Genomic DNA, 26,629 nt, shown 5'->3' on the forward strand with positions numbered 1-26,629 from the left:
GACTGTTTATTAAAAACACAGCACTGTGCTAACACGTAAGTGGACGTATACGGTGTGACGCCTGCCCGGTGCTCGAAGGTTAATTGATGGGGTTATCTTAGGAGAAGCTCTTGATCGAAGCCCGAGTAAACGGCGGCCGTAACTATAACGGTCCTAAGGTAGCGAAATTCCTTGTCGGGTAAGTTCCGACCTGCACGAATGGCGTAACGATGGCCACGCTGTCTCCACCCAAGACTCAGTGAAATTGAAATCGCTGTTAAGATGCAGTGTATCCGCGGCTAGACGGAAAGACCCCGTGAACCTTTACTACAGCTTCACAGTGGATCTTGATGTTGCTTGTGTAGGATAGGTGGGAGGCTTGGAAGTGTGAACGCCAGTTTGCATGGAGCCAACCTTGAAATACCACCCTGGCAATATTGAGGTTCTAACCCAGGTCCTTTACCAGGATCGGGGACATTGTGTGGTGGGTAGTTTGACTGGGGCGGTCTCCTCCCAAAGAGTAACGGAGGAGCACGAAGGTTGGCTAAGCACGGTCGGACATCGTGCGGTTAGTGTAATGGTACAAGCCAGCTTGACTGCGAGAGGTACATCTCGAGCAGGTACGAAAGTAGGTCATAGTGATCCGGTGGTTCTGAATGGAAGGGCCATCGCTCAACGGATAAAAGGTACTCCGGGGATAACAGGCTGATACCGCCCAAGAGTTCACATCGACGGCGGTGTTTGGCACCTCGATGTCGGCTCATCACATCCTGGGGCTGAAGCCGGTCCCAAGGGTATGGCTGTTCGCCATTTAAAGTGGTACGCGAGCTGGGTTTAGAACGTCGTGAGACAGTTCGGTCCCTATCTGCCGTGGACGTTGGAAGTTTGAGGAGAGCTGCTCCTAGTACGAGAGGACCGGAGTGGACGAACCACTGGTGTTCGGGTTGTGTCGCCAGACGCATTGCCCGGTAGCTAAGTTCGGACGGGATAACCGCTGAAAGCATCTAAGCGGGAAGCCCCCTTCAAGATGAGACTTCCCTGGCCGCAAGGCCCATAAGAGACGTTGAAGACGACGACGTTGATAGGCGGGGTGTGTAAGCGTTGTGAGGCGTTGAGCTAACCCGTACTAATGACTCGAGAGGCTTGACCATATAACGCCAAAGCGATTTAGCAGCCGAAAGCTTGAAGCTGGAAGCCGTACACAGTGAACGAGAGTGTTGAGCAAGAAGAAACGACACAGCTTAAAAAGAGATTTGGATTCCAGAGCCTTCCGCTTGCGACAAACAGCTTCAAGCCTCCAGCTTCAAGCTTCCAGCTCAAAAGCAAGGTTCAACCAGTTTTGCCTGGTGACCATAGAGTGTTGGAACCACCCGATCCCATCCCGAACTCGGAAGTGAAACGACACATCGCCGATGGTAGTGTGGGGCTTCCCCATGTGAGAGTAGGTCATCGCCAGGCACTCATTTTGGAAACTCTGAAAATATTACAGAGTTTTAGTCTCAAAGCAGTCTGTAAGACTTTGAGAAAAACCGATTTTGCCTGATAGCCACAGAGTATTGGAACCACCCGATCCCATCCCGAACTCGGAAGTGAAACGATGCATCGCCGATGGTAGTGTGGGGCTTCCCCATGTGAGAGTAGGTCACTGTCAGGCATTGAATAAAAAAAGGCCCACGATAGAATTCGTTGGCCTTTTTTTTTATTCAGTGATTTGCGACGTTATACCCATCACAGAGAAGAGCCGCACTAGCCTCGTCGATACGTAAGCGCTAAATTCCCCTCATTAACATCGTCAAAAACTCCAGTGAATGTTTTGCTTTTAACTGGGGTTTTATGACAGCAGAAGAGCGTGCCAACTGAAAGGCCTCTTGTAACGGTGCTTACAAGAGCGGCATGTATCCGGAATATCTTAAGCCGACGGAACAAAAAGATTTCGTTTTTTACCAGAAGTGCTATTTTTTGCTTGCAAGGAGATCGGCTTTCCTTATAATCAGCCGCGTCTTCAGGGATGGCATCTCTTCCCAGAAGCGACGAAGTGGTGGGCGTAGCTCAGTTGGTAGAGCCCCGGATTGTGATTCCGGTGGTCGTGGGTTCGAACCCCATCGTCCACCCCACTTTTAAAAAGGCCTGGCTATCAAGTCAGGTCTTTTTTGCTTTTGAACTCAGCACTCATTATTTTCTTATACTTCTACTGATCTTCGTGCAGCTCGAGATAAATCCTGTATTTTTTGTTGTAGTAATCTGCAAGCGATGTGTCAGGGGATAGCGTTTCCTTTTGCCGACTCATAGCCTGTATAGACTCTCCCATTAAAGCGTAAGTTCCACTTGCGACAGAAGAAACCAAAGCACCTGATAACAACATGCAGTCGGATTCTTGAGGCATATTGCGGGTATACCTGATAAATTGACGTGTTCCTGAGCAAGCAGTGTATTTTTCGCCAATCCGCCACAGGGCGGGAGTTCGCTGCAGGCATAAGATGTCATCAGAGGGCTGCATTATTGTGTCAGAAGTCTGCCAGAGCTTTAGTGTCTGGGTGTTTTTTTGCCAGTATCTTTCCCCTTTTGGTGACCAGGGCAGATCGCAAACTGGCTGTGCCCACATCAACACTGAGAAGCGCATCTTCTATCGTTGTAAACCCGACAACAGTCTTCCATATTACCTGCGGTTTTTTGCCACAAAAATAAGCATAATAGTAGAAGAGTAAATCAGCAGGTTTTGAAGAGATAAGCAGATGATTATGGACTCAGTGATCGGGCATCGAGGTGCAGCCGCTGTGGCTCCGGAGAATACTCTGGCTGGCATTCAGAAGGCGGCCGATTTGAGGCTGAAATGGATAGAGCTGGATGTGACCCTGCTGGGAGATGGCTCAGCGGTGATGTTCCATGACCCAACAATGAGCAGGACTACTTCAGGAAGTGGGCATTTAAGGGGAAAGAATCTGGCTCAGGTCGTTACTCTGGATGCCGGAAGCTGGTTCTCGGGGGCGTTCGCCGGTGAAAAGGTGCCAACACTTCTTGAAACACTGACTTTGATCAAGAAACTGAAGCTGAGTTTGAATCTTGAGTTGAAGCCCAATCGTTGCGATTTAAAGCTTTTGGTTGAGGAAGTGGTTGCAGCCATAGAAGCGGCTGAATTTCCTGAGGATCAACTGCTGGTGTCGAGCTTTAATCATAAAGTGCTGGTTCTGTATCGGGCAAAAGCTGGCAGCAGGATTGGTTGTCTTTTCGAGTCGCTGCCTCGAAACTGGAAACACAAAGCCAGACAGGTTGGTGCCAAAACGATTCATCTGAATGGCAAAAAACTGAAAGAGAAAAATGCGCATGACATCAAAGCGGCAGGTTATGAGCTTTATTGCTATACCGTTAACGACAAGGATATGGCTGATCGATTAAGAACCTGGGGCGTTGATGGCGTCTTTACGGATAACCCTGCTTTAATCGCTTAACAGAGTGCCTGGCAGGCACTCGGTTGCAACTGAAAATCAGTGCTCTTCGTCTACTTCTCTCAAGTACTTGAATAGTTTTCTGGAAGCCGCGGGAGGTTTGTCCTGTCCGGCTTCCTTTTGAGCGTTACGTACCAGTTGTCGTATGTGCTGATGATCGGCTTCAGGGTATTTGTCGAGGTATTCGGTGAGCACCTCATGTCCCTCGTTGATCAACCGGTCACGCCAGCGCTCCAATTGGTGAAAGCGACGATTGTATTCCTCGCTGGTGGAATCCAGACTATCGAGATATTTCTGGATGGGTTCCAGCTCCTGGTCTCGCATCAATTTGCCAATGAAGCCCAAGTGCCGTTTGCGGGCATTATTGCTTTTAATTCGCTTGCTCTCATCCAGCGCTTCCCTGAGACGCTCATTCAGGGGCAGCTTGTCCAACATGGCTGGCTTCATATCCATCAGGCGGGCACCCATGGCCTTGAGCTCGTCCATATCGCGTTTGAGCTCGGATTTGCTGACGTAAATGATTTCTTCAACGTCGTCTTCAAATGGGTAGGGGTCTTGATCTGACATGATTCAGGTCTACTTAAAGAGATGCAGGCATTTTACTCCAGTTACGGAGATTCAGCTATGAGTGTAGAAGGCTGCCACACTTGTATCCGGCCAATGATGATAGTACTCATGGTGAATGGTTTGTTTTTCTTTCGCTATGGGCATTTGCGGCTGGGCACGGCACAATAGGACTTACACGTATAATTCTGGAAGGCAGGAATTTCATGGGTGATAAAACCAACGCTGTACTGGATCCCCGCTCTGAAGAGGATCGCCTGAAGACCCTGGTCAGCGATATTTTGGCCGAAGCCCGACGTCAGGGGGCAGATGCCTGTGAAGTCGGAGTCAGTCTCGATGCAGGTCTTTCGGTGGGTGTCAGAATGGGTGATGTTGAAACAGTGGAGTTTAACCGTGATCAGGGTTTTGGTATCACCGTTTATCAGGGAAAGAAAAAAGGATCAGCCAGTACTTCAGACAGTACACCTGAAGCCATCAGGGAGACTGTAAAGGCAGCTTGTGATATTGCTGGATATGCCTCGGAAGATCCTTGTGCCGGTCTTGCTGATGCAGAGTTAATGGCGACTGAACTGCCAGAGCTGGACCTGTATCACCCTTGGGGTGTTGGTGCAGAAGAGGCTATAGAGCTGGCTTTGAAGTGTGAGGAAGCTGGCAGATCGTTTAGTAGTAAAATCAAGAATTCTGACGGTGCCAATGTGGGTACTCATCAAGGCTGTCGTGTATATGGGAACAGTCACGGCTTTGTAGGCAGTTATATTTCCAGTCGTCATAGTCTGAGTTGTGTTTTGATTGGTGAAAAAGCCGGTGAAATGCAGAGAGATTATTGGTACACCGTCGCCCGTGATGGTAGTGATCTTGAGTCTGCTCCGGATGTCGGTCGCAAGGCAGCGGAAAGAACGTTAGCCCGGCTGGGTGCCAGAAAAGTCCCCACGGGTCAGGTACCTGTGCTGTTTGCAGCAGAAGTGGCTTCAGGTCTTGTATCACATCTGTTGGAGAGTATCAGTGGTGGCAGCCTTTATCGTCGGGCTTCATTCCTGCTGGATCATCTGGGTAAGCAGATATTTCCTGACTGGGTGCGCATCCATGAGCAGCCATACCTGAAGAAAGCACTGGGTTCGGCCAGTTTTGATAATGACGGTTTGGCTACCCAGGCCAAGGATTTTATCTCTGATGGGGTTCTGGCCAGCTATCTCCTGAGTACTTATTCTGCCCGCAAGCTGGGCATGAAGAGTACTGCTAATGCCGGAGGTGTCAATAACCTGTTCCTTGACTGCAATGCAGGCGGCAGGGAAGAGTTATTAAAACAGATGGGAACGGGCTTGCTGGTGACTGAGTTGATGGGGCAGGGCGTGAATATTGTCACAGGTGATTACTCAAGAGGTGCGGGGGGCTATTGGGTTGAAAATGGCGAAATACAGCATCCTGTCTCTGAAGTGACTATCGCTGGAAACCTGAAAGATATGTTTATGAACATGGTGGCTGCAGGGAATGATTATGATCGCAGAGGGAGTATTCAGACCGGTTCGATTCTGATCAGTGAGATGACTCTGGCGGGTGAGTGATAAGGGTTCAGCCTGTTATCCGTTTGGCTGAGTATAAAAGCAGGTTAAATGAATGATAATCACATCTTTAAAGCTAAAGAATTGGCGGAACTTCCGTGATGCTGAGATCAATTTGGCCCAGGTTTCTTATATTGTCGGTCCGAACGCATCCGGTAAGTCAAACTTACTCGATGTTTTCAGGTTTATAAGGGATATCTGTAGAGCCGATGGCGGAGGACTTCAGAAAGCTGTGAAGGACCGTGGGGGTATCACAAGACTGCGTTGTTTGCACCATCGTCGAGATACGGAAGTAAAAATAGAAGTTTCTATGTCAGAAGGAGGACAATCGGATGCTGCAAGCTGGAAATATGTACTGGCCTTCAAAACAGAAGGTAAGGGTGCACAGAGGATTATGATTTCCAGCGAAGAAGTATGGAAGAATGGCAAAAGAATATTAAATCGACCTGATAAAGACGATAAAAAAGATGCTTTGTTGTTAACTGAGACTCACCTGGAGCAGACCCGGGCAAATAAAGAATTTAGATCAATCGTTACAAGTTTTTCGGAGGTCACTTATCTCCATCTTGTTCCGCAGCTGCTTAAATATGCAGATCATATTGGCGGGAACAGGCTGGAAAACGACCCTTTTGGGCAAGGCTTTCTTGAGCGATTGGCCAGAACTCCAAAAAAAACCAGGGATTCGAGACTAAAAAAGATTGGGGATGCACTTTCCATTGCCGTACCACGATTTAAAGGCTTGAGATATATACAGAACGAAAGAGGTCAACCTCATCTGGAAGCGCAATATGAACATCATCGTCCAAATGCAGGCTGGCAATCAGAGGAGCACTTTTCTGATGGAACCTTGAGATTGTTGGGTATTCTTTGGAGTTTGTTGGAAGGTAAGGGGGTTCTGCTACTGGAAGAGCCAGAATTATCACTCCACAATGCTGTAGTGGAGCAAATTCCTTTGATGATTGATCGAGTGCAAAGAAGGGCAAAAACGAGAAGAAGGCAGGTCATCATAAGCACTCACAGCGAAGCAATTCTGAATAATGAGGGTATTGATCCAAAGAGCGTAATCATTCTGGAGCCCGGCAGAGAAGGTAGCCAGATTCGAACAGTCAGCAAGGCTGAAAATAAAGCACTTGAAGCGGGTTTGACAGTGAGTGAAGTGATATTGCCTAAAACCCGACCCGCAAATGTCCAGCAGCTAGGAGCCTGACCGAGAATAGACTGCCCTACTGCGGCGGCAGCAAATCGGTCTGAAAATCCGCTTTTGTTCGTCAAATAGCTCGCTATTCTCCTCACAAAACCGAATTTTCATCCTCAATTTTCTGCCGTCCTCGCTACGGGCGCTATTCTCGGTCAGGCTCCTAGGGTTGTGGGGATGATACCGCCGTATGTCGCTACTGAGGATCAGTTGAGTAGCGCAGTAGCTGTTTCAATGATATAAGGACTGCAGATAAGAAAGGGCTCTTTGACATTCAAATGATAAAGCCCACAGGTAATGGTCAGTTAAAGAGTAGATTACCAAAATATATAAACTTGTCGCATACGTATCCCGTCTTGATGATAACTGATCTTGACAGGATTATATGTGCTCCGATTCTGATTTCTCGGTGGCTTGGTCAACAGAGAGTGCCTGATAATATGCTTTTGAGAGTTGCCGTGAGGGAAACAGAAGCCTGGTTACTTTCAGACTCGGATGGCTTTTCAGATTATTTTCAGGTGCCTGTGTTTAAAGTGCCAGATCATCCCGAGAACCTCGATGACCCCAAAGTCACGCTTTTGAACCTGATTAGACGATACGGAACAAAGAAGGATAAGTAGGAAATCTTGCCTTCAAAAGCCAGCCGGTCAAAAGTCGGTATTGCATATAACAGTCGTTTAATCACTTTTGTTGAGAAAGGCTGGAAAGCAGAAAGAGCCTCTTTGAAATCAGATAGTTTGAAGAGAGCTATAGGACGCCTTCAAGAGTTAGCAGACAGACTGCACTGTCAGCCATAAAACAAGGCCGCCAGTCCCAGGAAAGACAGGAATCCAACAACATCGGACACTGTCGTTAGTATTATCGTGCCAGCTAATGCGGGATCTATTTTCATGGATTTGAGAATAACCGGCAGGCTGGCACCGACAACAACGGCAGTGCTGAGATTGATGATCATGGCACAGGCGATCACCAGAGAAATGACCGGGTCATGAAACCATAAATAGGCAATCAGGGAAACCAGAGCAGCCCAAAGTATTCCATTGAGAAATCCTGCCATTAATTCACGACTGAGTAACCATCGAAGGTTGGTCCGACTGATCTGGCCCAGTGCCATGCCCCGAATCACCAGGGTCAGAGCCTGTCCGCCAGCATTGCCGCCCATTCCTGCAACAATGGGCATCAGGACAGCCAGAGCAACGACCTTGTCGATGGTAGCCTGAAACATACCTATGACAGAAGCGGCAATAAAGGCTGTTATCAGGTTGATACCCAGCCAGACTGCGCGTCGACGGGCTGTCTTCAGTGCGGGAGCAAAGGTGTCTTCATCGTCATCCAGACCTGCCATACTCATCATGGAGTGTTCGGCTTCTTCCCGGATAACATCTACCACGTCGTCAATCGTAATGCGGCCCAAAAGCTGCCCCTGCTCCGAAACTACCGGTGCTGATACCAGGTCCTGCCGTTCAAACAATTGGGCGACCTGGCTGTCTTCCATATCGGCAGCGATAGGTTCCAGGTCGGTCTGCATTACTTCAAACACTGTGGCTGAAGGGGATGTGGTAAGGAGAACGGACAGAGGCAATGCCCCAATGTATTCGTCTCTGCGGTTGACGACAAACAGACTGTCTGTCATCTCCGGAATATCCTTGTGACGCCTGAGGTAACGAAGCACAACATCGAGTGTACTGCTGGGTCGGATGGTGATGACATCGGTATTCATCAGTCCGCCGGCTGTGTCTTCCGGATAAGAGAGAACGGCTTCTACCCGTTGCCGATCCTGACTGTCCATAGAATCCAGCACTTTTCGGGTGATGGTGTCGGGCAGCTGCTGTAGCAAGTCAGCTATGTCATCAACGTCCTGACCTTCGGTAATGACTTTGAGCTCTGCCACATTCATCCTGTCCAGGAAAAACTGCCGGACTTCGTCACTCAGCTCTTGCAATACGTCGCCTTCCATCTCTCGATCGATCAGGCGCCATAGAAGGCTGCGAAGTTTGGGGGGGGAAGATTCAAGCAGATGAGCCGCATCCGGAGCCGGAAGACCATTCAGCATACGCCTGAGTTCGGGAGAAACGCCGTGCTCAAGAGCTTCGTTGAGCTCCTGAAATGCTTTGTCTCCGATACTCAGTTGTAGCTGTTGTGCCATAGATGCGTATCCGGCTTTTTTGGTAGAAGTGTCTGAGTATCGAACTTCTGTTCTGGTAACCATCAAGTCTGATAGTCAGACTCAGCCATTTCACATGTCATTCTTTGTTTGCTTTGCTGAGCTTTCAATCTCTGGCAAAGCTTTTCGAGATACCAGTATAAACAGAGATTTAATGATGAAAAGGGTGACTATTCACCCTCTTCAAAAAAATCATTGATCAGATTGCACAGAGCCGAACAGGCCTCTTCTTCATCATGGCCTTCAAATGTCAAATCAAGGACAGAGCCCTTTCCAGCAGCCAGCATCATGACGGCCATGATGCTTTTTCCATCCACTTCACGGCCATTAAAGCTCACTCTTGCCTGGCTGGCAAAAGCCGAAGTCGTAGAAACAAATTTGGATGCTGCCCGAGCATGTAAACCAAGTTTATTAATAATGGTGATCTGCTTCTTGATCATTATTTGGAAAGCTCCCGATGTCTGACCTGAACACAGTCAAAACGTTCTTTGAGCCACTCGCCCAGTTTTTCACTAATAAATACGGAACGGTGCTGCCCGCCGGTACATCCGATCGCAATCGTCATATAACTGCGCTGTCCGGATTCGAACCTTGGTAACCATTTTTCCACGAATGTGCTGAGATCTTCAAACATCTCATCCACCATGGGTTCTGATGTCAGAAAATCTTTAACGGGCTGATCCTGACCTGTGAAGGATCTTAAGGCTTCAACCCAGAAAGGATTAGGCAGACAGCGAACATCAAAGACGTAGTCTGCGTCAACCGGCATGCCGTGCTTGAAGCCAAAGGACTGGATCATCAGGGTCATACTTTTGCTGGTGGAGCCGCAGAGTCGTTGTCTTATCTGTTCTCTGATTTCATGGACAGACAGTGGTGAAGTGTCCAGCCTTATGTCGGCTTCTTCAGCCAGTGGAGCCAGCAGTTTCTTTTCCAGATTAATGGCTTCTGTCAGGGATACCTCATCATTGCTGAGAGGATGGCGACGGCGTGTCGAGCTATAGCGCTTCATCAGGGTGTTGCTGTCTGCGTCGAGAAATATTACCTGACACTCAACCCCCTGTTTTTTCAACTTTTCCAACAATGTCGGGAAGCGTTCCAGAGAGCCGGGCACATTACGAACATCGAGGCTGACAGCCATACGGTGCGGTTCAACCAGGTTGCTTTTAAGATTGGCTGGGAGATCATTCAACATGCTGGCAGGAAGGTTGTCTACACAGTAAAAGCCCTCATCTTCAAGGGCGTGAAGGGCGGAGCTTTTGCCGGAGCCTGAACGTCCACTGATGATGACCAGCTTCATGGTGTGTCCTTCCCGATTGTTTGACTGTGTAAACAGGTCTCTCACCTGGTTCCGAGTGAGGCAAGTCTATCAAAACCCAATGAGATTAGAACCAGTCGCTTGCTTTTATTTCTAGCATAGTCCGGATATTTCTATTCCATGCAGTTTTGAAGGATAAATAGGCTTTGTAGTGACAAAAGTGAAGAAGAAAGGATTTCTGAGCAAAAAACATTTTGCCTGCTTCTCTTATCAGATCAGCAAGCAAAATGTTTTTTATATACAGCCTTTAAGCGGGGGGACAGATGATGTTGTAAAGTGCCTCGGAAGTTTCTGCCGCTCGCATCTGGCTCAACAATACTTCTGATTGAAAGCGTTCAGCCACAGCCTGCAGTATATTCAGATGCTCCTGAGTATTTTCTTCCGGAACGATGAGTGCGAACACCAGATCGACCGGCTGTTTGTCCACAGAGTCAAAATCTACGGGTTCAGACAGTTTGATCAGAAGTCCGGTAGGATGCTGACAAGCACTGGAGCGACAGTGGGGCAGAGCTATCCCTTTGCCTAAACCGGTGGTACCGAGTCGCTCTCTGCTAATCAGCTTGTTAAACAGATCCTTGGTGTTGATGGCGGGAACATGCTCACTGATGATTTCCGCAACAATTTCCAGGATTTTCTTTTTGCTGGCCCCCTGCACATCGCAAAGGGTGCGCCCGGGGGTAAGAATGTTTTCAATAATCATACAGCGATCGATGCTTACAGGCGGCCGTTGGCACCCTGTAGCCGGTCAAGCGTTTTCTCTTTGTGTTTTACCAGTTGTCGATCCAGTTTGTCCGACATGTCATCAATGGCAGCGTACATATCTTCAGCCTCAGCGGTTGCATTAATATCCGCCCTACGAACATGTAGAGTCGCTTCCACTCTGTGCTTCAGTTTTTCAACACTCAGAGTGACCTGAACGTTTGTAATCTGATCAAAGTGGGCGGCAAGGCGGTCGAGTTTCTTGGTGACATAATCTTTCAGAGCCTCAGTCACCTCTACATGATGTCCACTGATGTTGACTTGCATGTAACGCTCTCCTGCTGATCCCGATTCTCGACATTGGACTGCCCCCGGGATTCTACGGGCAACCCTGATTGAAAGTCTATCACTGTCATTGACAGTTGGCGCTGTTCTGAGACAAAAAATCTATGGGGCGATTTGTGGTATAAGGGTCGATTACCTCAACCTGCGAAAGCTTATTACCATAATCGCTGAAGGCTCAAATAAGCTGCTTGCGTTCATTCGATGGCGGAATATTCATCGATTCACGATATTTGGCAATGGTTCTCCTGGCTACTTTGATCCCCTGATCCCCCAGCAAACCGGCAATTTTGTTATCACTCAGTGGTTTTTTAGGGTTTTCATCGGATACCAGTTTTTTGATCAAGGCTCTGATGGCTGTTGATGAGCACTCGCCGCCAGTGGCTGTGCTGACATGGCTGGAGAAAAAGTATTTCAGCTCAAACACGCCTCTTGGAGTGTGCATGTATTTCTGGGTAGTGACCCTGGAAATAGTGGACTCGTGCATATCCACTGCCTGAGCAATGTCTGCCAGCACCAGGGGCTTCATTGCCTGCTCACCCTGCTCCAGAAAATCTTTCTGAAATTCAACAATCTTGTCGGCTACTTTCAGTAGGGTTTCGTTACGACTTTGCAGGTTTTTCAGAAACCAGCGGGCTTCCTGTAGCTGGTTCTTCATAAAGACGTTGTCACGACTGTTATTGGCACGCTGCACCATTGAGGCGTAATTGTTGTTGATGCGAAGTCTGGGCAGGGACTCTGAGTTCAGTTCAACCGCCCAGCGGTCCCTGACTTTGGTGACCGAAATATCGGGGGTGACGTATTCCGTGTCTGCCTGACCGATTTCAGATCCGGGCCTCGGGTTGAGGCTTTGAACCAGGTTAAGGGCTTCCCTGAGTTGATGTTCTTTGAGACGGGTACGCCGCATGATTTGAGCGTAGTCACGACTTCCCAGTGCCTGAAGATGATTCTGGATCAGCAGGCGTGCTTCTTTCAGGAAATGGGTTTCTTGTGGCAGTTGATTGAGTTGAACTTCGAGACATTCTTTCAGGTTGGCGCTGGCGCAACCCACCGGATCAAAGTGAAGAATCCGTCGCTGCATGACCTGAAGTTCTTCAAACGCCAGTTCCTCTAGCTGTTCCTGTAGCGAAAGATAAATTTCTTCCAGGGAGTGAGTCAGGTATCCATCATTATTGGTGGCTTCGATAACAGCCAGACCCATCAGCCTGTCTCTGTCAGTCATGGGAGTCAGGTTTAACTGCCATTCCAGGTAGTCCTGGAGGGAATCAGTAGCCCGGGAGCGGGCAATAGGATCATGTTCTTCATCGGTTGCAGCGGGCAGGCTGGAATAGACATCATCCCATCCGGAGTCAACGGGCAGGTCATTGGGTATGCTGTCGGCCCACTGGGGTTCTTCCGGTTCCGGGGGCTGTTCTGCTTTTTCATTAAAGTCAACAGGTCGCTCCCCTTCATCACGGGGTGCAGGTGGTTCTTCAACAGACTCTTCAGACTCCAGCATCGGGTTGGATTCAAGAACTTCCTGGATTTCCTGCTGAAGATCCAGAGTGGAAAGTTGTAGAAGCCTTATGGCCTGCTGCAGCTGAGGTGTCATGGTCAGCTGCTGGCCCATTTTTAGCTGTAAGGATGGCTTCATAGGCAACTGTATACCTTTACTTCGGTGTCTGCACTGAGGGTGCCAGATTTGATGCCATCAGCGCCTGACAGTTATATCTCAGTGTCTGTTGATTTTTTTGATTGGGCTACTCTCCGTGTCACTGGGATTATAATCACATCTGAAGCTTCGGGAAAGTGATTCATCAAGTCAGCCATGCAACATTCAGAACAAGAGTACGAAGATAAATCAGCTCAACACCTTTGCTCGCTTCTTTCGCGAGATCCACCCAAGAGCTGATCAGAGACTGAACTGATGCCCGAGATAGACGTCACGAACCTTTTGATTAGCCAGGACAGTCTGACTGTCACCCTCGGCAATAATAGTGCCTTCACTGACAATGTAGGCCTTCTCGCAGATATCCAGTGTTTCCCGGACATTATGGTCGGTAATCAGGACTCCGATGCCTCGGGCTCTCAGGTGCGTGATAATAGCCTTGATGTCACCAACAGAAATGGGGTCAACACCGGCAAAGGGTTCATCGAGCAGGATAAATTTTGGGTCAGTGCAAAGAGCTCGGGCAATTTCTACCCTGCGCTTTTCACCACCGGAAAGGCTCATACCCGGATTGTCCCTGATATGATTGATATTGAACTCCTCAAGTAATGACTCCATCTTTGCAATGCGGTCTTTCCTGGAAAGGTCGGAACGGGTTTCCAATATCGAAAGCAGGTTATCGGTGACCGTCAATTTCCTGAAAATAGAAACTTCCTGTGGCAAATAACCTACGCCGGCTCTGGCTCGGCCATGCATAGGTTCATGGGTTAAATTCTGGCCACTGAGATCAACCTGTCCACCGTCTGCTTTTACGAGACCTACAATCATGTAGAAGCAGGTAGTTTTACCGGCCCCGTTGGGGCCAAGAAGTCCAACAATCTGACCACTGTCGACAGCCAGGGATACATCTTTGACGACCTGTCTGCCTTTGTAGCTTTTACTGAGATGTTCTGCCTTAAGCGTTGCCATCCGGTGTCTGTCTTCCTGTTTAAAAGTTAGCTGTCGTTTTTCTGACAGCCCTTTCAAGCCTGTTCAGTCGTTGAGCATTGAGTGTAATGGGGTTTGAGTACTACTGCTTGCTCTCAGGTTTGGGTTGGTAAATCATTTTGACCCGACCATCCGGATTGCTTTTGTTCTCGCTGCCCTTGGCATTCACGGTCTGTTTGGTCAGGTCATAATCAATACGTTCACCCGTGAAGGTATCACCCTTCTGAGTCAACTGTGCCTGCTTGATCAGTTGGATCTTATCGCCAGCCACCTGATAATCGATAGTATGACCCCAGGCTTGCAGAGTGCCCTGATCATCAGGTTGCTGTTCTTCGTAGTAAGCCCTTTCCTGGTTGCCTTCTGCCACAATTTTCTTAACTTCTTGCTGAGCGGAATATATGGTCACCTTGTCTCCGGTAATCCGGGTGGTGCCCTGGATCATCACAACATTGCCCTTATAGATGGATACACCTTTCTTGTTATCGATATCGGCGGTGTTGGATTCGATTTCAATAGGCTTCTGCCGGTCGGATGGCAATGCTTGTGCCATGACAGGGAGCAGAACCGTGGCCCCCAGGATCAGGTAATATTCGACCCCTCTGCGACGGCTCTTTCTGTCTGGCCGCTCATTTGGATGAAGGCGCTTGGCCTGTTCATGGCTTTGGCTCATGAAATCCTCTTACCCTAGACTTGAGTTTAACCAGACTCTCCTCGAAGAAAGCCTCCATACCAATGGCGCGCGTACGTCCAGTGTCGTTGGTGATCAGTACCGGTCGATCGGTAACCGCCAGACCCTTTTCAGAGTATATGGTCATGAAATCAGTGTCTATTCGCACATGACTACCATTGCCGAGATTCGTCTGGGTCATCACCACATCATCCCAGAGCTCTATATCCTCGTTGCCGGGCAACAGTTTGCCATAGAGGGCGTCGGCCACCATGGGTTTTCCGGGGGTGCTGAAATTCTCCAGATGAGGGGTTTGCAGCAACGTTGTATCATTGTGCGGGTAATGGGTGATACTGTCTGAAACCAGCGTGTAATCCAGTTTACCCTCTTTGTTGAACTGGATGATCCTAGTGTCAATAAAATAGTAGTCAGCGTTTTCGCGAACCAGAGGCTGTTTTTTCTGAACCCCAACATGGAGTTTGCTGTCATAAGCCCAATAGCCGACTCCGACCAGTATCAGCATAAGAAAAGCAATGATTATCAGGTTCCGATTGGGCATCAGATCATTGGCTCCGGGTCACAATCTGGTCAGAATCTGCACAGGCAGATAGCAACAAAAGAAGGTCATCCAGGAAAATGCTGCCCAGTTTGTGCAGTCGGCGGCATTTTCGCAGCAAATGAATTCAGTCTACCATGATTTTTTTTGATCATCAGGGGCTGCAGACGAATGTTTTCAAACGCTAGACACTGGCTGTCGGCCTTAGGCAACCAGAGTTAAACGATTGTGCTTTCTTGTTGTCAAAAAAATGCCTGAGCGTGTAAAGCTATCGCTGTAATGATAGAAAACTATTACAGCGACATTATAGGTATTTTTAACTCTATTTCAGGTAACTGCTCAGCATGTCATCCAGCTTGCCTTTGGCTTTAAGAATGAAGTCACAGAATTCTCTGGCTGCACCTTCACCGCCACGATTAGTAGTGATAGCAGGTGAGTGTTCACGAACGTAGTAATGCCCGTTAGGAACGGTACAGCCAAAACCAACCTGTCGAATGGCTGGGAGATCTGGCAGATCGTCACCGATGTAGGCAACTTCATCCAGACTAAGACCCTGACCCTCTTCCTGAAGCAGTTCTTTCAGAGCAACGAACTTGTCTTCACGGCCCTGATAGAAAATATCTACGCCCAGGTCGGAAGCTCGTTTTTCAACAAATACGGATCGACGGCCGGTGATGATGGCTGTTTTTACACCTGACTGCTTGAGCATTTTCAGGCCATGACCGTCCAGAGTATTGAATATTTTCAGTGATTCGCCATGCTCACCAAACAACAGTTTGCCGTCAGTGAGAACACCGTCTACATCAAAAACAGCCAAACGAATCCTGGCAGCGACAGATTGTAGTGAAGAACTGATCATACTACGCCCGCCTTCAGTAGATCGTGCATATTAATGGCGCCGATCAGTTCATTGTCATCATCCACACAGATTAGTGCATTGATTTTCCGGTCATCCATAATCTTCAGGGCTTCAGCCGCAAGAATCTCGGGGTGGATGGTTTTGCAGTGGCCGGTCATCACTTCATCAATGAGTGTGGATTTGGGGTCGACGCCCTTGTCCAGGGCCCGACGCAGGTCACCATCGGTGAAAATGCCAATGACATGGCGTTTGTTATCGACAATGGCGGTCATGCCCAAACCTTTGCGAGTGACTTCCAGCAGGGCGTCGCTCATTGGTGTGCCCAAAGGAACTTCTGGTACCCGTCTGCCAATGTGCATGATGTCTTTTACTTTCAGAAGCAGCCGTTTACCCAGGGAGCCACCAGGGTGAGAGAAAGCAAAGTCTTCTGCAGTAAAACCGCGGGCTTCCAGCAGGGCAATGGCCAACGCATCGCCCATTACCAGAGCTGTGGTCGTGCTGGAGGTAGGCGCGAGATCCAGAGGACAGGCTTCTTTTTCCACCCCGGTGTTGAGATGGGCTTCAGCATCTTTTGCCAGTGTTGAATTTGGATTGCCGGTCATGCTGATCAGAGGGGTGCCCAGTCTTTTCAGCAGGGGCAACAGAGTAATGACTTCGCTGGTTTCGCCAGAATTGGAAAGAGCCAGAACCACGTCTTCATGGGTGACCATTCCCATATCACCATGGCTGGCTTCCCCGGGGTGTACAAAGTAAGCAGGGGTGCCAGTGCTGGCGAGGGTTGCAGCAAGCTTGCGGGCAATATGTCCCGACTTGCCCATGCCAACGACAATAATCCGGCCGCGGCATTCAAGCATAACACGGCAGGCACTGGCAAAACTGCTGTCGATCCTGTCTATCAGGCTCTGAACAGCTTCCAGTTCCATGGTAACGGTGCGGCGACCAATTGAGATGAAAGGCTCGTCAGTAGTCATATTACGTACAGATTAGTTGTGACACGGCTATTCTATAGTGCCTTTCGCCACAGTAACAGTTCGGAATTGCTGCATCAAAACCTGTGCACTATGATCAGTTCCTCCTGATCCCGATACTATAGACCTTATCGGACTCACTGGGCTACGATGGAGCAAACTGGGTAGGCAGAACTGACTGTTCAGTCCTGCCAGAGACAGTCAGTGCTGAATGAATAGCCAGGCACCATAGAGTAAGTATATTGAGAGCAGCGCAATACCTGTCACTCTGCCTAAATGTCGAGGTTTCCTGCCAATCAGGCAGATCAGGGTCAGCAATGTTGTCATGCCCAGCATAACGGGATAATCCCGCAGGATAACTGCCTGATCCAGTGCTCCGGGAGCTACCAGTCCGGGCATGGAGAGAACTGCCAGAAGGTTAAACGTGTTTGAGCCGATCACATTGCCCAGGGCAATATCATGATGGCCTTTCAGAGCGCTGCTGATGGAAGCGGCCAGTTCTGGCAGGCTGGTGCCAATGGCAACAATCGTCAATCCGATCACAAGGTCGCTGATGCCCATGGCCTGAGCAATCTCGGTAGCCCCCCATACCAGTAGCTGTGAGCTGCCCAGCAAGAGTAAAAGACCAGAACCCAGCATAAACCAGGCTTTTGCTGAGGACATTTCTGGAATGTCTTCATCTTCCACCGCTGGCTCATCCGGGTGTTGTTTCTGCCAGCGAATCATCAGGTAAAGGGTAATGAAGAGGCCTGCCAGCAGAATCAAACCATCTATTCGGCCCAGATAACCATTGGCAATGCAGAGACCGGAAATAATCGTTATCACTAACAGAAGGGGGATTTCTCTCTTTGTCAGAGCCGCTTTAACAGGCAGGGGGGCTATCAGGGCAGTAACACCCAGAACCAGGCCGATGTTGGCGATGTTTGAACCCATGGCATTGCCCACGGCCAGTCCTGGGAATCCCTGCAGTGCAGCAGACAGAGAGACCAGGATTTCAGGTGCAGAGGTGCCTATAGAGACCACTGTCAGGCCGATTAACATTCTTGACACGTTCAGATTGCTGGCCGTAGCGGCGGCACCGGCAACAAAACGGTCTGCACTCCAGGTCAGGATAATGAAACCGACCAGAATGGCAGCAAGGGCAATGAGCATAGGATAAATTCTCTTCTCTAATTCAGGATGATTGGCTGAGATACTTTTTTTTACCTTGGAAGCGTCAAGATGATTTTATTCAGTCATTATTTTGTGAAGAAACCTTTATCAGAAAGGAAGCTGTCATTCTCGGGACGGATCGGCTCACATAGCATTGTTGAGCCAGTCCGGACTCTAGTTAAAAGCGCTCAGTCTAAGTCTGTTGATAGTGAAAAGATAGTAAAAAGCCGGTAAAGAAGCTGTTTGGATGCAGTGATACTGATAAGGATACGTTCTCGTAGTTCAAAAGGTAGCTGAAAGTCGCCATAATGAGATGCAGGTCGGTGGTTAGCTACCAGAGGATGGCGGTTACTACTGAGCGCAGTCCATACATAGACAAGGAATGGCCTTCCAATGACAAAGGCAAGTGATAACTTTATAGATGTCCGTGGTTTGACGTTTCATCGAGGCGATCGAACGATTTTCAAGAATGTTGATATCGCCATTCCCAGAGGAAAGGTGGTGGGTATTATGGGGCCATCGGGTACAGGTAAAACAACGTTATTACGTTTGATCGGACGTCAGCTTCGTCCTGACTCCGGACAGATCTTTGTGGATGGCCAGAATCTTGATTTGCTCTCCCGTGAAGAGTTGTTTCGTACCCGTCGTAAAATGGGTATGCTTTTTCAGAGCGGTGCGCTCTTTACTGATTTGTCGGTATTTGAAAATGTTGCCTTCCCTTTGCGTATTCATACCAGACTGGCTGAGCCGATGATTCGGGACATTGTCTTTATGAAGCTGGAGGCGGTGGGGCTAAGGGGTGCCTGGTCGTTGATGCCGGCAGAACTGTCCGGTGGAATGAACCGTCGTGTGGCACTGGCTAGAGCCATTGCACTGGATCCGGCTATGGTGATGTACGACGAGCCCTTTGTAGGGCAGGATCCTATAGCTATGGGTGTGCTGGTAAAACTGATCAGAATGTTGAACGAAGCACTGAATATTACCAGTATTGTGGTATCACACGATCTTCATGAGACAGCGTCAATCTCCGACTACCTCTACCTGATAGCCGACGGTGAAGTTATTGGTCAGGGTGAGCCGGACCGGCTTATGAGTTCCAATGATTCCCGGGTTAAACAGTTTATGAATGGACTATCTGATGGTCCCGTGCCATTCCATTATCCGGCACCGGATTATAAAGAAGTATTGCTGGGTGGGGGGGGTGGATGAGCACAGGTATTCTTGACAGACTGTCGCAGCTCGGCCGTTTTGGGTTGGATCAGATTCAGTCTATTGGTCGGGCAGGCATTTTTCTGGTATTGGCTATTTTCTCTCGAGCCGGTTTCAGTAACCGATTCTCCTTATTGATTCAGCAGCTATACAGTGTCGGCGTCATGTCGCTGATTATTGTTACTGTGTCAGGGCTGTTTATTGGCATGGTGCTGGCCTTGCAGGGCTACAACATACTGATACGATACGGCTCAGAAGATGCCGTGGGGCAGATGGTGGCTCTCAGCCTTTTGAGAGAGCTCGGGCCGGTAGTTACAGCTCTGTTGTTTGCTGGACGAGCAGGTTCTGCTCTGACGGCTGAAATAGGTTTGATGAAAACCACAGAACAACTGTCCAGTATGGAAATGATCGGGGTTGATCCACTCAAGCGCGTCATTGCGCCTCGATTCTGGGCAGGAGTGATCTCCATGCCATTGCTGGCTGCCATTTTCAGTCTGGTCGGTATACTGGGAGCTGTGATGGTCGGCGTGGATTGGCTGGGTATTTATGAAGGTTCTTTCTGGGCCACTATGCAGGCTTCGGTCAGCCTGACGGCGGACATAGGGAATGGGCTGATCAAAAGCCTTGTATTTGGTTTTGTCGTGACCTGGATAGCGGTATTCCAGGGGTATGATGCCATTCCCACTTCAGAGGGGGTCAGCAGGGCCACAACAAGGACTGTTGTTTATTCTTCGCTGGCCATTCTGGGGCTGGATTTCATTTTGACCGCTGTCATGTTTGGAGAACTCTAAGATGCGGATGAGAACGGTAGAGATAAGTGTCGGCGGTTTCATGTTGGCCGGGATGCTGGCATTGGTTGTACTGGCGCTAAAAGTCAGTGGTCTTTCATTGGAAAGCAGCAAGCAATCCTATACCGTGACTGCCATGTTTGATAACACAGGAGCCCTCAAGCCAAGATCCAAAGTAGCCCTGGCCGGCGTCATCATTGGCAGGGTCACCAAGGTAGAACTCGACAAACAGACCTATATGGCAAAGGTTGAGATGGAAATCGATTCTGATATAGATAACATTCCTGTCGACAGCACTGCCTCTATCGTGACAGCAGGACTGTTGGGGGAGAAATATATTGGTATCAGCATCGGTGGAGATACAGACTACATCAAGCCCGGTGGTCGCTTCGAGGATACCCAGTCAGCTGTTATTCTGGAAGAGTTGATAGGCAAATTCCTTCTGGGTTCAGTCGACAAGGACTAAAGGCTATTAATTCCAACATAGAAAGCCTGTAGAGGATGATAAAATCAATGATGAAAATGGTAAAGTCTGTTCAACAGTTCACGATGGCCCTGGTCTGCCTGATGGTGGTGGGTGTATCTTATGCTGCACCTGTTTTGCAGCCCCCGGAAATGGAAGTCAGGAAGATTACTTCCGAGTTGCTGGATACTTTTAATAATAACAAGAAGCAGTACCAGAAAGATCCTGAAGGTTTTTTTAAGGAAGTCGATCGTCTTTTATCCCCTGTGGTGGCTTTTGACCAGATAGCCCGCTATGTCATGGGCAAGTACGCTCACCGCAGTCCTGAACAGGTTGAGAAGTTTGAATCGGTATTCAAGGGCAGTTTAATCCGTTTCTATGGCAAGGCGCTGTTGTCTCTGGACGACACTAGTCTGGTTATTGAGAGTGTGGATAAAACCTCACCTGAGTTGCTGAAAAAATATCAGGAAGGTCAAACCAGTCGTATACCCGTCAGGATGAAGGTTCGTACCAGCACCAACACGGTCGAGATCTTTTACTCAATGGTGCATGTTGATGGTCGCTGGAAGCTGCGTAACGTGACAATCGAAGGGATCAATATTGCCAAGCAATTCCAGAGTCAGTTTGCAGACGCTATGAAAAAGCACAAGAAAGTATCTTATGTAATAGATAACTGGGCTGCCATCATGTCGGCTTCAGCGGACGGCAGCAGTAAGAAGTAATTTTGTCCATTTTTTGCTATGAGCATTCAGGAATCGAAATCATGCAGCTTGAACGATTGGCACCAGGACAGTTTTCTCTTAACGGGATTGTCAATTTTGATAATGCTGTCGAGGTGGAGAGTGAGGGGCGTAAGCTGTTGGAAGAAGACGTAGCTCCCGGAGGCGTCTTGAGAGTCAGTCTTGGGCAACTGCTTAAAGGGGATAGCTCAACCCTGTCTGTTTGCCTGTCCTGGATCAGGCTGGCTCAGAGTAAGGGTGGCCATCTCTGCCTTTCTGATATACCGGTGGAGCTTGCTGCCCTGGCGAAAGTCTGTGGAATAGCTTCGATTCTGCAGGAAAGCACCTGTCCTACTGCTTCCTGATTAAACGCAAGTAACGCCCCTTTCCCTGTTTATTCGCTACCAGCCCCCTTCCGGGACTGGTCAGTGCAGTCAATGTCCGATATGATTTATCGATTTGCCCGCAAGCACGTACATAGAGTGCGGGCTTGTTGAGTGGTTGTTATTTTTTTCATGAAAATACCGCTGTTGGGTGGTGTTTTTGTGCTTATGCTTTTAAGGCGTGAGACGGCCTTTCCGGCTCATGACTGTTTTGAGAGGTGAATGCATGCAAGCCACCGAAGTGAAGGCGCTGCTGGAAGAGAGTTTCCCGGGTTCAGAGGTTCTGGTAGAAGGAGAAGGGTGTGACCTTCGGCTGACCATTATCAGTGACCAGTTTGAAGGGGCCCTGCCTATCAAACGTCAGCAGATGGTGTACAAACACCTCAATGAACTGATCGCCAGTGGTGCCATTCATGCGGTGACCATGATCACCCAGACACCTTCAGAAGCGCAGCGTCAGGCCTAACCAGCGAATCACAGGTGAAACTATGATGGATAAACTGATTATCACTGGTGGTACGCGTCTGGATGGCGAAATCCGTATTTCCGGTGCCAAGAACTCTGCACTGCCTATTCTGGCAGCCACCCTGCTGGCGGATGATCCTGTTACTGTCTGCAACCTTCCTCATTTACACGATATCACTACCATGTTTGAGCTGTTTGGCTGCATGGGTGTCGATCTGATGGTCGATGAACGTATGAACGTTGAAGTTCATGCCAGCACCATCAAGCAACTGAAAGCGCCCTACGAACTGGTAAAAACCATGCGGGCTTCCATTCTGGTTCTGGGACCTCTGCTGGCCCGGTTCGGTCGTGCAGAAGTCTCTTTGCCCGGCGGTTGTGCCATCGGCAGTCGACCAGTGGATCTGCATATTCGTGGCCTGCAGGCTATGGGTGCTGATATTGTGGTTGAAGATGGTTACATCAAGGCCAGCGTCAGGGATCGTCTGAAAGGTGCCCGTATCTTCATGGATACCGTGACCGTAACCGGAACTGAAAACATTCTTATGGCAGCCTGTCTGGCCGACGGTGAAACCATTATCGAGAATGCTGCCCGTGAGCCGGAAGTGGTTGATTTGGCAGAATGTCTGAAAACCATGGGTGCCAGAATTGAAGGTGCTGGTACCGATGTTGTACGTGTTCAGGGTGTTGAGCGCCTGAAAGGGTGCACCTATTCCGTTCTGCCTGATCGAATTGAAACCGGTACTTATCTGATCGCGGCGGCTGCGACCGGAGGCCGCGTTCGCCTCAAGGACACTCAGCCTGATCTGCTGGATGCGATTCTGATTAAACTGCGTGAAGCGGGTGCTTCCGTTGAATGGGGTGAGGATTGGATTGAGCTGGACATGAAAGGTAAGCGTCCGGAAGCGATTGATCTTAAGACGGCTCCCTACCCTGCCATGCCTACCGATATTCAGGCCCAGTTTACGGCGTTGAATCTGATTTCTGATGGCGTAGGCAGCATCACAGAAACCGTCTTCGAAAACCGCTTCATGCACATTCAGGAAATGAAGCGAATGGGAGCTGACGTGAAGGTAGAAGGCAACACCGTTGTGATTAAAGGGGTTGACTCGCTGAAGGCGGCACCGGTTATGGCGACTGATCTGAGGGCATCAGCCAGTCTGGTGATTGCGGGCCTGATTGCTGAAGGTGACACGGTTGTGGAACGCATCTATCACATTGATCGTGGTTATGAGTGTATTGAAGAGAAGCTTCAGCAGCTCGGTGCGAAAATTCAGCGTGTACCTGCCTGATAGCTTTCTGTAAATTGCAGCTATTAAGCAGGGGCAAGCTTCCAGCTTGCCCCTGCTGAGCCTCTTAGATCAGTTCTGAATCTTTCTCTCTCATAAAAGTATAAAAATCCTCAGTCGGCACGGGTGTATGACACCCACGTTATCTTCTGTTTGGTGTAAACTACGCCACTTAAAGCAAAGGAAGCCTGTCCCGGATGTCCAGTCAGATCACAATAGCGCTTTCCAAAGGGCGCATACTCAAAGATACACTGCCTCTTCTCAAGGCGGCGGGTATTGAATTAGCTGAAGACCCTGCCAAGAGCAGGAAGCTGATTATTTCTACTACTCATCCAGACGTCAATCTGTTGATTGTCAGAGCCAGTGACGTGCCCACCTACGTTGAGTACGGCGCTGCGGATGTCGGTGTGGCAGGAAAAGATGTGTTGCTGGAACATGGATCGACCGAGCTTTATGAGCCTTTGGACCTGCAAATTGCTCAATGCAAACTGATGACTGCTGGTAAAACCGGGCATGAAGAGCCGACAACTGGTCGGGTCAAAGTAGCGACCAAGTTTGTGAATGTTGCCAGACGCTTCTATGCATCCCAGGGGCGTCAGGCCGATGTTATCAAACTCTACGGTTCCATGGAGCTGGCGCCACTGGTGGGTCTGGCAGATATCATTGTTGATGTCGTGGATACCGGTAATACCCTGAGAGCCAATGGGCTGGAACCAAGAGAATTGATCACTCAGGTCTCCTCCAGGCTGGTGGTGAACAAGGCTTCCATGAAAGTGAAGTTTGAAGCCATTAATGCACTGATTCAGCAGTTGCGAGCTGCAGTAGAGGCCCAAACCCATTAACTGCTTTGACGGAAGAGCGTTTTTGTTCCAATTCGGGATGGAAGGTTTTCATGATAAAAAGTGCGACGGAGTAATACGATGACGGTGAATCCTGTACAACTGAGCTACGAAAACCGGGATTTCAATGAGCAGCTGGATCGTCTGCTGGCTTGGGGTGGTGTCTCTGATGAAGAGATTCAGCATCGTGTTAAGCATATCATCGCTGAAGTGCGCTCCCGTGGTGACGAGGCTCTGGTAGAGTTTACCCGTCGTTTTGATCGCCTTTCTGTTGCCGGTATGGCAGATCTTACTCTGGGGGAAGAGCAACTTCAGAAAGCACTGGAAACCATCCCGCAGGAGCAGAGGCAGGCTCTGCAAACAGCGGCCAGCAGAATCAGAAGCTATCACGAGCGTCAGGTGCAATCTTCCTGGACTTACCAGGAAGAGGACGGAACCGTGCTTGGACAACAGGTGTTGCCTATGGATCGCGTAGGTCTCTATGTGCCCGGAGGTAAGGCTGCCTACCCTTCATCCGTAATGATGAATGCCATTCCGGCTCATGTTGCTGGCGTAAAAGAAATTATTATGGTGGTGCCCACACCGGATGGTGTAGTCAATGACATGGTGCTTGCCGCTGCCGCTGTTGCTGGCGTCAAAAAAGTATTCACCATAGGTGGAGCCCAGGCCGTGGCCGCTCTTGCCTACGGTACAGAAACCGTTCCCGGCGTCGACAAGATCGTTGGCCCTGGCAATATCTATGTCGCCACCGCCAAGCGTGAGGTGTTTGGTCAGGTGGGTATCGATATGATTGCAGGTCCATCTGAAATCCTGATCGTATGCGATGGTCACACAGATCCGGACTGGATAGCCATGGATCTGTTTTCTCAGGCCGAGCACGATGAAGACGCTCAGTCGATTCTGGTGTCTCCGGATCAGGCTTTTCTTGATCAGGTTGTAGCAAGTATGCGTCGATTGTTGCCTGACATGGAGCGCAGGAACATCATTGCAGAGTCGGTGAATAACCGAGGCATTATGATCCATGTTCCGGATATGAAAGCCGCCTGTGACGTCACCAACCGAATAGCTCCCGAACACCTGGAGTTGTCAGTAGAAGATCCTCAGGCTTTGTTGTCTGATATCCGTCATGCCGGTGCTATTTTTATGGGGCGTTATACGGCCGAAGCCCTGGGTGATTATTGTGCCGGTCCTAATCATGTATTGCCTACATCCGGCACGGCCAGGTTTTCCTCCCCGCTTGGGGTTTACGATTTCCAGAAGCGCTCTTCACTGATTCACTTTTCACCCGAAGGGGCGTCAGAAATGGGTAAAGTGGCTTCTATAATGGCGCGAGGAGAATCCCTGACAGCTCATGCCCGTTCAGCAGAATACCGTATCAAGAAATGAAGCATCGACTTCTGGTGTGTCGTTGTTATCTCTCTTCAGGAAAAACAGAAAGTCTGTTATAGCTGCGCTTATGCTCAGCTGTACACCACTGCTGTTCAGTTCCTGGGCGGCTTCACTGTTAATCCGGTATCAGGCTGATCTTTCTGCCCTTAGTGTTGGGCAGTGGTTGCCTTTCTTTCTATTGAGTGCTGTGACCATGGCTTTGGCTCTGACGCCCAGCACTTTTGTGGCACTGGTAGCCGGGTTTTTTCTTGGCTGGGATGCCATTCCCTATATGTTGTCAGCTTATCTGATGGCTTCAGTAATGGGCTATTGTGCGGGCGCACTTCTGGATGGTGGACACCTGATACATACCATTCGAAACAGCCCACGCGTCAAAAAAGCACTGGAAACCCTGAATGCCAGTGCTTGGAGCCTGATGTTTCTGGTCAGGCTTTCACCCGTTTTGCCTTTTGCACTAATGAATCTGTTAATACCTGCCATGAAAGTTCCGTTTTCGGTTTTCCTGCTGGGTGGGTTCTTCGGCATGTTGCCCAGGACGCTTTTCTCCATCTGGCTGGGTCTCAAAGCCTACGACATTGTTTCCCTGATGAACGGCGAAGTATCAGCGTCTCAGTCAAGCTGGTTGGTTATGCTGTTGATCGTCCTGTCTGGCGCAGGGTTGTTCTGTCTGTTGAGTCGGGCGGTAAAACAGGCAAAGACAATATAATCGGAGGATTATCAGATGAGTTTTCTCAGTAGCTGCTATGTTTGTTACTCTCGATTGAATACAGTTGGTACTTTCTACACGCCTGCATCAACGCGAAATTGCATAGAGCTATTCTTCTGCAACGACTTAATCTGAATTCGTCCGTTTTCGATAGATTCCTGCAACTCATCAATACGTCTGGGAGGGTCATGTGGTAAGTCATACTTGAGAAAACTACTGGAGAAGAGTTGGAAGACACTGTTTTTCGGTTCTATACTCACGCCTCCAATACTCATCATGCCTGTC

27 protein-coding genes, 1 tRNA gene and 3 rRNA genes (1 of these 31 cut by a window edge) are annotated in these 26,629 nt (G+C 49.1%); 17 read left to right on the top strand and 14 right to left on the bottom strand.

Annotated features, from left to right (window positions below; genetic code table 11):
* The 4 genes from P6910_RS05730 to P6910_RS05745 all read left to right on the top strand — a co-directional run.
* Positions 1 to 1,130: ribosomal RNA gene (locus P6910_RS05730) — 23S ribosomal RNA — on the top strand (it extends 1,761 nt beyond the left edge of the window).
* Positions 1,131 to 1,321: 191 nt separating this feature from the next.
* Positions 1,322 to 1,437 (top strand): 5S ribosomal RNA (gene rrf / locus P6910_RS05735).
* An 80-nt stretch (positions 1,438 to 1,517) separates the two neighbouring features.
* A 5S ribosomal RNA gene (gene rrf, locus P6910_RS05740) occupies positions 1,518 to 1,633 on the top strand.
* A 384-nt stretch (positions 1,634 to 2,017) separates the two neighbouring features.
* Positions 2,018 to 2,093, top strand: a tRNA-His gene (locus P6910_RS05745).
* A gap of 74 nt (positions 2,094 to 2,167) precedes the next feature.
* Here the strand turns inward: P6910_RS05745 and P6910_RS05750 are convergent.
* Positions 2,168 to 2,341, bottom strand: a complete 174-nt coding sequence (locus tag P6910_RS05750; RefSeq protein ID WP_317145326.1) for a hypothetical protein — start codon at positions 2,339 to 2,341, stop codon at positions 2,168 to 2,170.
* Positions 2,342 to 2,717: 376 nt separating this feature from the next.
* On the opposite strand from P6910_RS05750, the gene P6910_RS05755 reads away from it, so the two are divergent.
* The gene (locus P6910_RS05755; RefSeq protein ID WP_317145327.1) at positions 2,718 to 3,425 is read left to right on the top strand and encodes a glycerophosphodiester phosphodiesterase family protein; all 708 of its coding nucleotides are present in this window, start codon (positions 2,718 to 2,720) and stop codon (positions 3,423 to 3,425) included.
* A 36-nt stretch (positions 3,426 to 3,461) separates the two neighbouring features.
* Here the strand turns inward: P6910_RS05755 and yjgA are convergent, their stop codons facing one another.
* Complete coding sequence (gene yjgA / locus P6910_RS05760; protein ID WP_317145328.1) at positions 3,462 to 3,989, bottom strand: ribosome biogenesis factor YjgA; 528 nt, start codon at positions 3,987 to 3,989, stop codon at positions 3,462 to 3,464.
* A gap of 203 nt (positions 3,990 to 4,192) precedes the next feature.
* On the opposite strand from yjgA, the gene pmbA reads away from it, so the two are divergent.
* A complete protein-coding gene (gene pmbA / locus P6910_RS05765; protein ID WP_317145329.1) occupies positions 4,193 to 5,548 on the top strand; it encodes a metalloprotease PmbA in 1,356 nt (451 codons plus the stop codon).
* A 52-nt stretch (positions 5,549 to 5,600) separates the two neighbouring features.
* Entirely contained in the window at positions 5,601 to 6,752 is a 1,152-nt protein-coding gene (locus P6910_RS05770) for an AAA family ATPase (RefSeq protein ID WP_317145330.1), read from the top strand.
* A 775-nt stretch (positions 6,753 to 7,527) separates the two neighbouring features.
* On the opposite strand, the gene mgtE is transcribed toward P6910_RS05770, so the two are convergent.
* From mgtE to P6910_RS05830, 12 genes are all read right to left on the bottom strand, one after another.
* Positions 7,528 to 8,886, bottom strand: coding sequence for a magnesium transporter (gene mgtE, locus P6910_RS05775; protein WP_317146510.1), 1,359 nt, complete (start codon positions 8,884 to 8,886; stop codon positions 7,528 to 7,530).
* Between the two features lie 188 nt (positions 8,887 to 9,074).
* The gene (locus P6910_RS05780; RefSeq protein ID WP_317145331.1) at positions 9,075 to 9,344 is read right to left on the bottom strand and encodes an HPr family phosphocarrier protein; all 270 of its coding nucleotides are present in this window, start codon (positions 9,342 to 9,344) and stop codon (positions 9,075 to 9,077) included.
* Positions 9,344 to 10,201, bottom strand: coding sequence for an RNase adapter RapZ (gene rapZ / locus P6910_RS05785; RefSeq protein ID WP_317145332.1), 858 nt, complete (start codon positions 10,199 to 10,201; stop codon positions 9,344 to 9,346). The genes P6910_RS05780 and rapZ overlap by 1 nt, the downstream gene beginning before the upstream one ends.
* A 265-nt stretch (positions 10,202 to 10,466) precedes the next feature.
* Complete coding sequence (gene ptsN / locus P6910_RS05790) at positions 10,467 to 10,919, bottom strand: PTS IIA-like nitrogen regulatory protein PtsN (protein WP_317145333.1); 453 nt, start codon at positions 10,917 to 10,919, stop codon at positions 10,467 to 10,469.
* 14 nt (positions 10,920 to 10,933) lie between these two features.
* Positions 10,934 to 11,245 carry a ribosome hibernation-promoting factor, HPF/YfiA family gene (hpf, locus tag P6910_RS05795; protein WP_317145334.1) on the bottom strand — a complete coding sequence of 104 codons (312 nt, stop codon included), beginning with the start codon at positions 11,243 to 11,245 and terminating at the stop codon, positions 10,934 to 10,936.
* 193 nt (positions 11,246 to 11,438) lie between these two features.
* Complete coding sequence (locus P6910_RS05800) at positions 11,439 to 12,893, bottom strand: RNA polymerase factor sigma-54 (protein WP_317145335.1); 1,455 nt, start codon at positions 12,891 to 12,893, stop codon at positions 11,439 to 11,441.
* A 258-nt stretch (positions 12,894 to 13,151) separates the two neighbouring features.
* Positions 13,152 to 13,877, bottom strand: a complete 726-nt coding sequence (lptB, locus tag P6910_RS05805; protein ID WP_317145336.1) for an LPS export ABC transporter ATP-binding protein — start codon at positions 13,875 to 13,877, stop codon at positions 13,152 to 13,154.
* 100 nt (positions 13,878 to 13,977) lie between these two features.
* Entirely contained in the window at positions 13,978 to 14,565 is a 588-nt protein-coding gene (gene lptA / locus P6910_RS05810; protein ID WP_317145337.1) for a lipopolysaccharide transport periplasmic protein LptA, read from the bottom strand.
* Positions 14,549 to 15,121, bottom strand: coding sequence for an LPS export ABC transporter periplasmic protein LptC (gene lptC / locus P6910_RS05815; protein ID WP_317145338.1), 573 nt, complete (start codon positions 15,119 to 15,121; stop codon positions 14,549 to 14,551). Before lptC ends, lptA begins: the two co-directional genes overlap by 17 nt.
* Positions 15,122 to 15,440: 319 nt before the next feature.
* Positions 15,441 to 15,974 carry a KdsC family phosphatase gene (locus P6910_RS05820; protein WP_410493917.1) on the bottom strand — a complete coding sequence of 178 codons (534 nt, stop codon included), beginning with the start codon at positions 15,972 to 15,974 and terminating at the stop codon, positions 15,441 to 15,443.
* A complete protein-coding gene (locus P6910_RS05825) occupies positions 15,974 to 16,948 on the bottom strand; it encodes a KpsF/GutQ family sugar-phosphate isomerase (protein WP_317145340.1) in 975 nt (324 codons plus the stop codon). Before P6910_RS05825 ends, P6910_RS05820 begins: the two co-directional genes overlap by 1 nt.
* Positions 16,949 to 17,146: 198 nt before the next feature.
* Positions 17,147 to 18,097: a calcium/sodium antiporter gene (locus P6910_RS05830; RefSeq protein ID WP_317145341.1), complete on the bottom strand. Its 951-nt coding sequence runs from the start codon at positions 18,095 to 18,097 to the stop codon at positions 17,147 to 17,149.
* A 393-nt stretch (positions 18,098 to 18,490) separates the two neighbouring features.
* Between P6910_RS05830 and P6910_RS05835 the strand changes: the two genes are divergently transcribed.
* The 10 genes from P6910_RS05835 to P6910_RS05880 all read left to right on the top strand — a co-directional run bounded on the left by P6910_RS05835 (position 18,491) and on the right by P6910_RS05880 (position 26,344).
* Positions 18,491 to 19,306 carry an ATP-binding cassette domain-containing protein gene (locus P6910_RS05835; protein WP_317145342.1) on the top strand — a complete coding sequence of 272 codons (816 nt, stop codon included), beginning with the start codon at positions 18,491 to 18,493 and terminating at the stop codon, positions 19,304 to 19,306.
* A complete protein-coding gene (gene mlaE, locus P6910_RS05840; RefSeq protein WP_317145343.1) occupies positions 19,303 to 20,097 on the top strand; it encodes a lipid asymmetry maintenance ABC transporter permease subunit MlaE in 795 nt (264 codons plus the stop codon). Before P6910_RS05835 ends, mlaE begins: the two co-directional genes overlap by 4 nt.
* Position 20,098: 1 nt before the next feature.
* Positions 20,099 to 20,560 (top strand): outer membrane lipid asymmetry maintenance protein MlaD, encoded by a 462-nt coding sequence (gene mlaD, locus P6910_RS05845; protein WP_317145344.1) that lies wholly within the window; start codon positions 20,099 to 20,101, stop codon positions 20,558 to 20,560.
* Between the two features lie 47 nt (positions 20,561 to 20,607).
* Positions 20,608 to 21,279, top strand: a complete 672-nt coding sequence (locus tag P6910_RS05850) for an ABC transporter substrate-binding protein (protein WP_317145345.1) — start codon at positions 20,608 to 20,610, stop codon at positions 21,277 to 21,279.
* A gap of 41 nt (positions 21,280 to 21,320) precedes the next feature.
* Entirely contained in the window at positions 21,321 to 21,641 is a 321-nt protein-coding gene (locus P6910_RS05855; protein WP_317145346.1) for a lipid asymmetry maintenance protein MlaB, read from the top strand.
* Between the two features lie 244 nt (positions 21,642 to 21,885).
* Complete coding sequence (locus P6910_RS05860; RefSeq protein ID WP_317145347.1) at positions 21,886 to 22,125, top strand: BolA family protein; 240 nt, start codon at positions 21,886 to 21,888, stop codon at positions 22,123 to 22,125.
* A 25-nt stretch (positions 22,126 to 22,150) separates the two neighbouring features.
* Positions 22,151 to 23,413, top strand: a complete 1,263-nt coding sequence (murA, locus tag P6910_RS05865) for a UDP-N-acetylglucosamine 1-carboxyvinyltransferase (protein ID WP_317146511.1) — start codon at positions 22,151 to 22,153, stop codon at positions 23,411 to 23,413.
* 194 nt (positions 23,414 to 23,607) lie between these two features.
* Positions 23,608 to 24,252, top strand: coding sequence for an ATP phosphoribosyltransferase (gene hisG, locus P6910_RS05870; RefSeq protein WP_317145348.1), 645 nt, complete (start codon positions 23,608 to 23,610; stop codon positions 24,250 to 24,252).
* 78 nt (positions 24,253 to 24,330) lie between these two features.
* Entirely contained in the window at positions 24,331 to 25,635 is a 1,305-nt protein-coding gene (gene hisD / locus P6910_RS05875) for a histidinol dehydrogenase (RefSeq protein ID WP_317145349.1), read from the top strand.
* A 70-nt stretch (positions 25,636 to 25,705) separates the two neighbouring features.
* The gene (locus tag P6910_RS05880) at positions 25,706 to 26,344 is read left to right on the top strand and encodes a VTT domain-containing protein (protein WP_317145350.1); all 639 of its coding nucleotides are present in this window, start codon (positions 25,706 to 25,708) and stop codon (positions 26,342 to 26,344) included.
* Positions 26,345 to 26,629 lie beyond the last annotated feature (285 nt).

The sequence above is a fragment of the Endozoicomonas sp. 8E genome (genome assembly GCF_032883915.1).
Taxonomy (GTDB): domain Bacteria; phylum Pseudomonadota; class Gammaproteobacteria; order Pseudomonadales; family Endozoicomonadaceae; genus Endozoicomonas_A.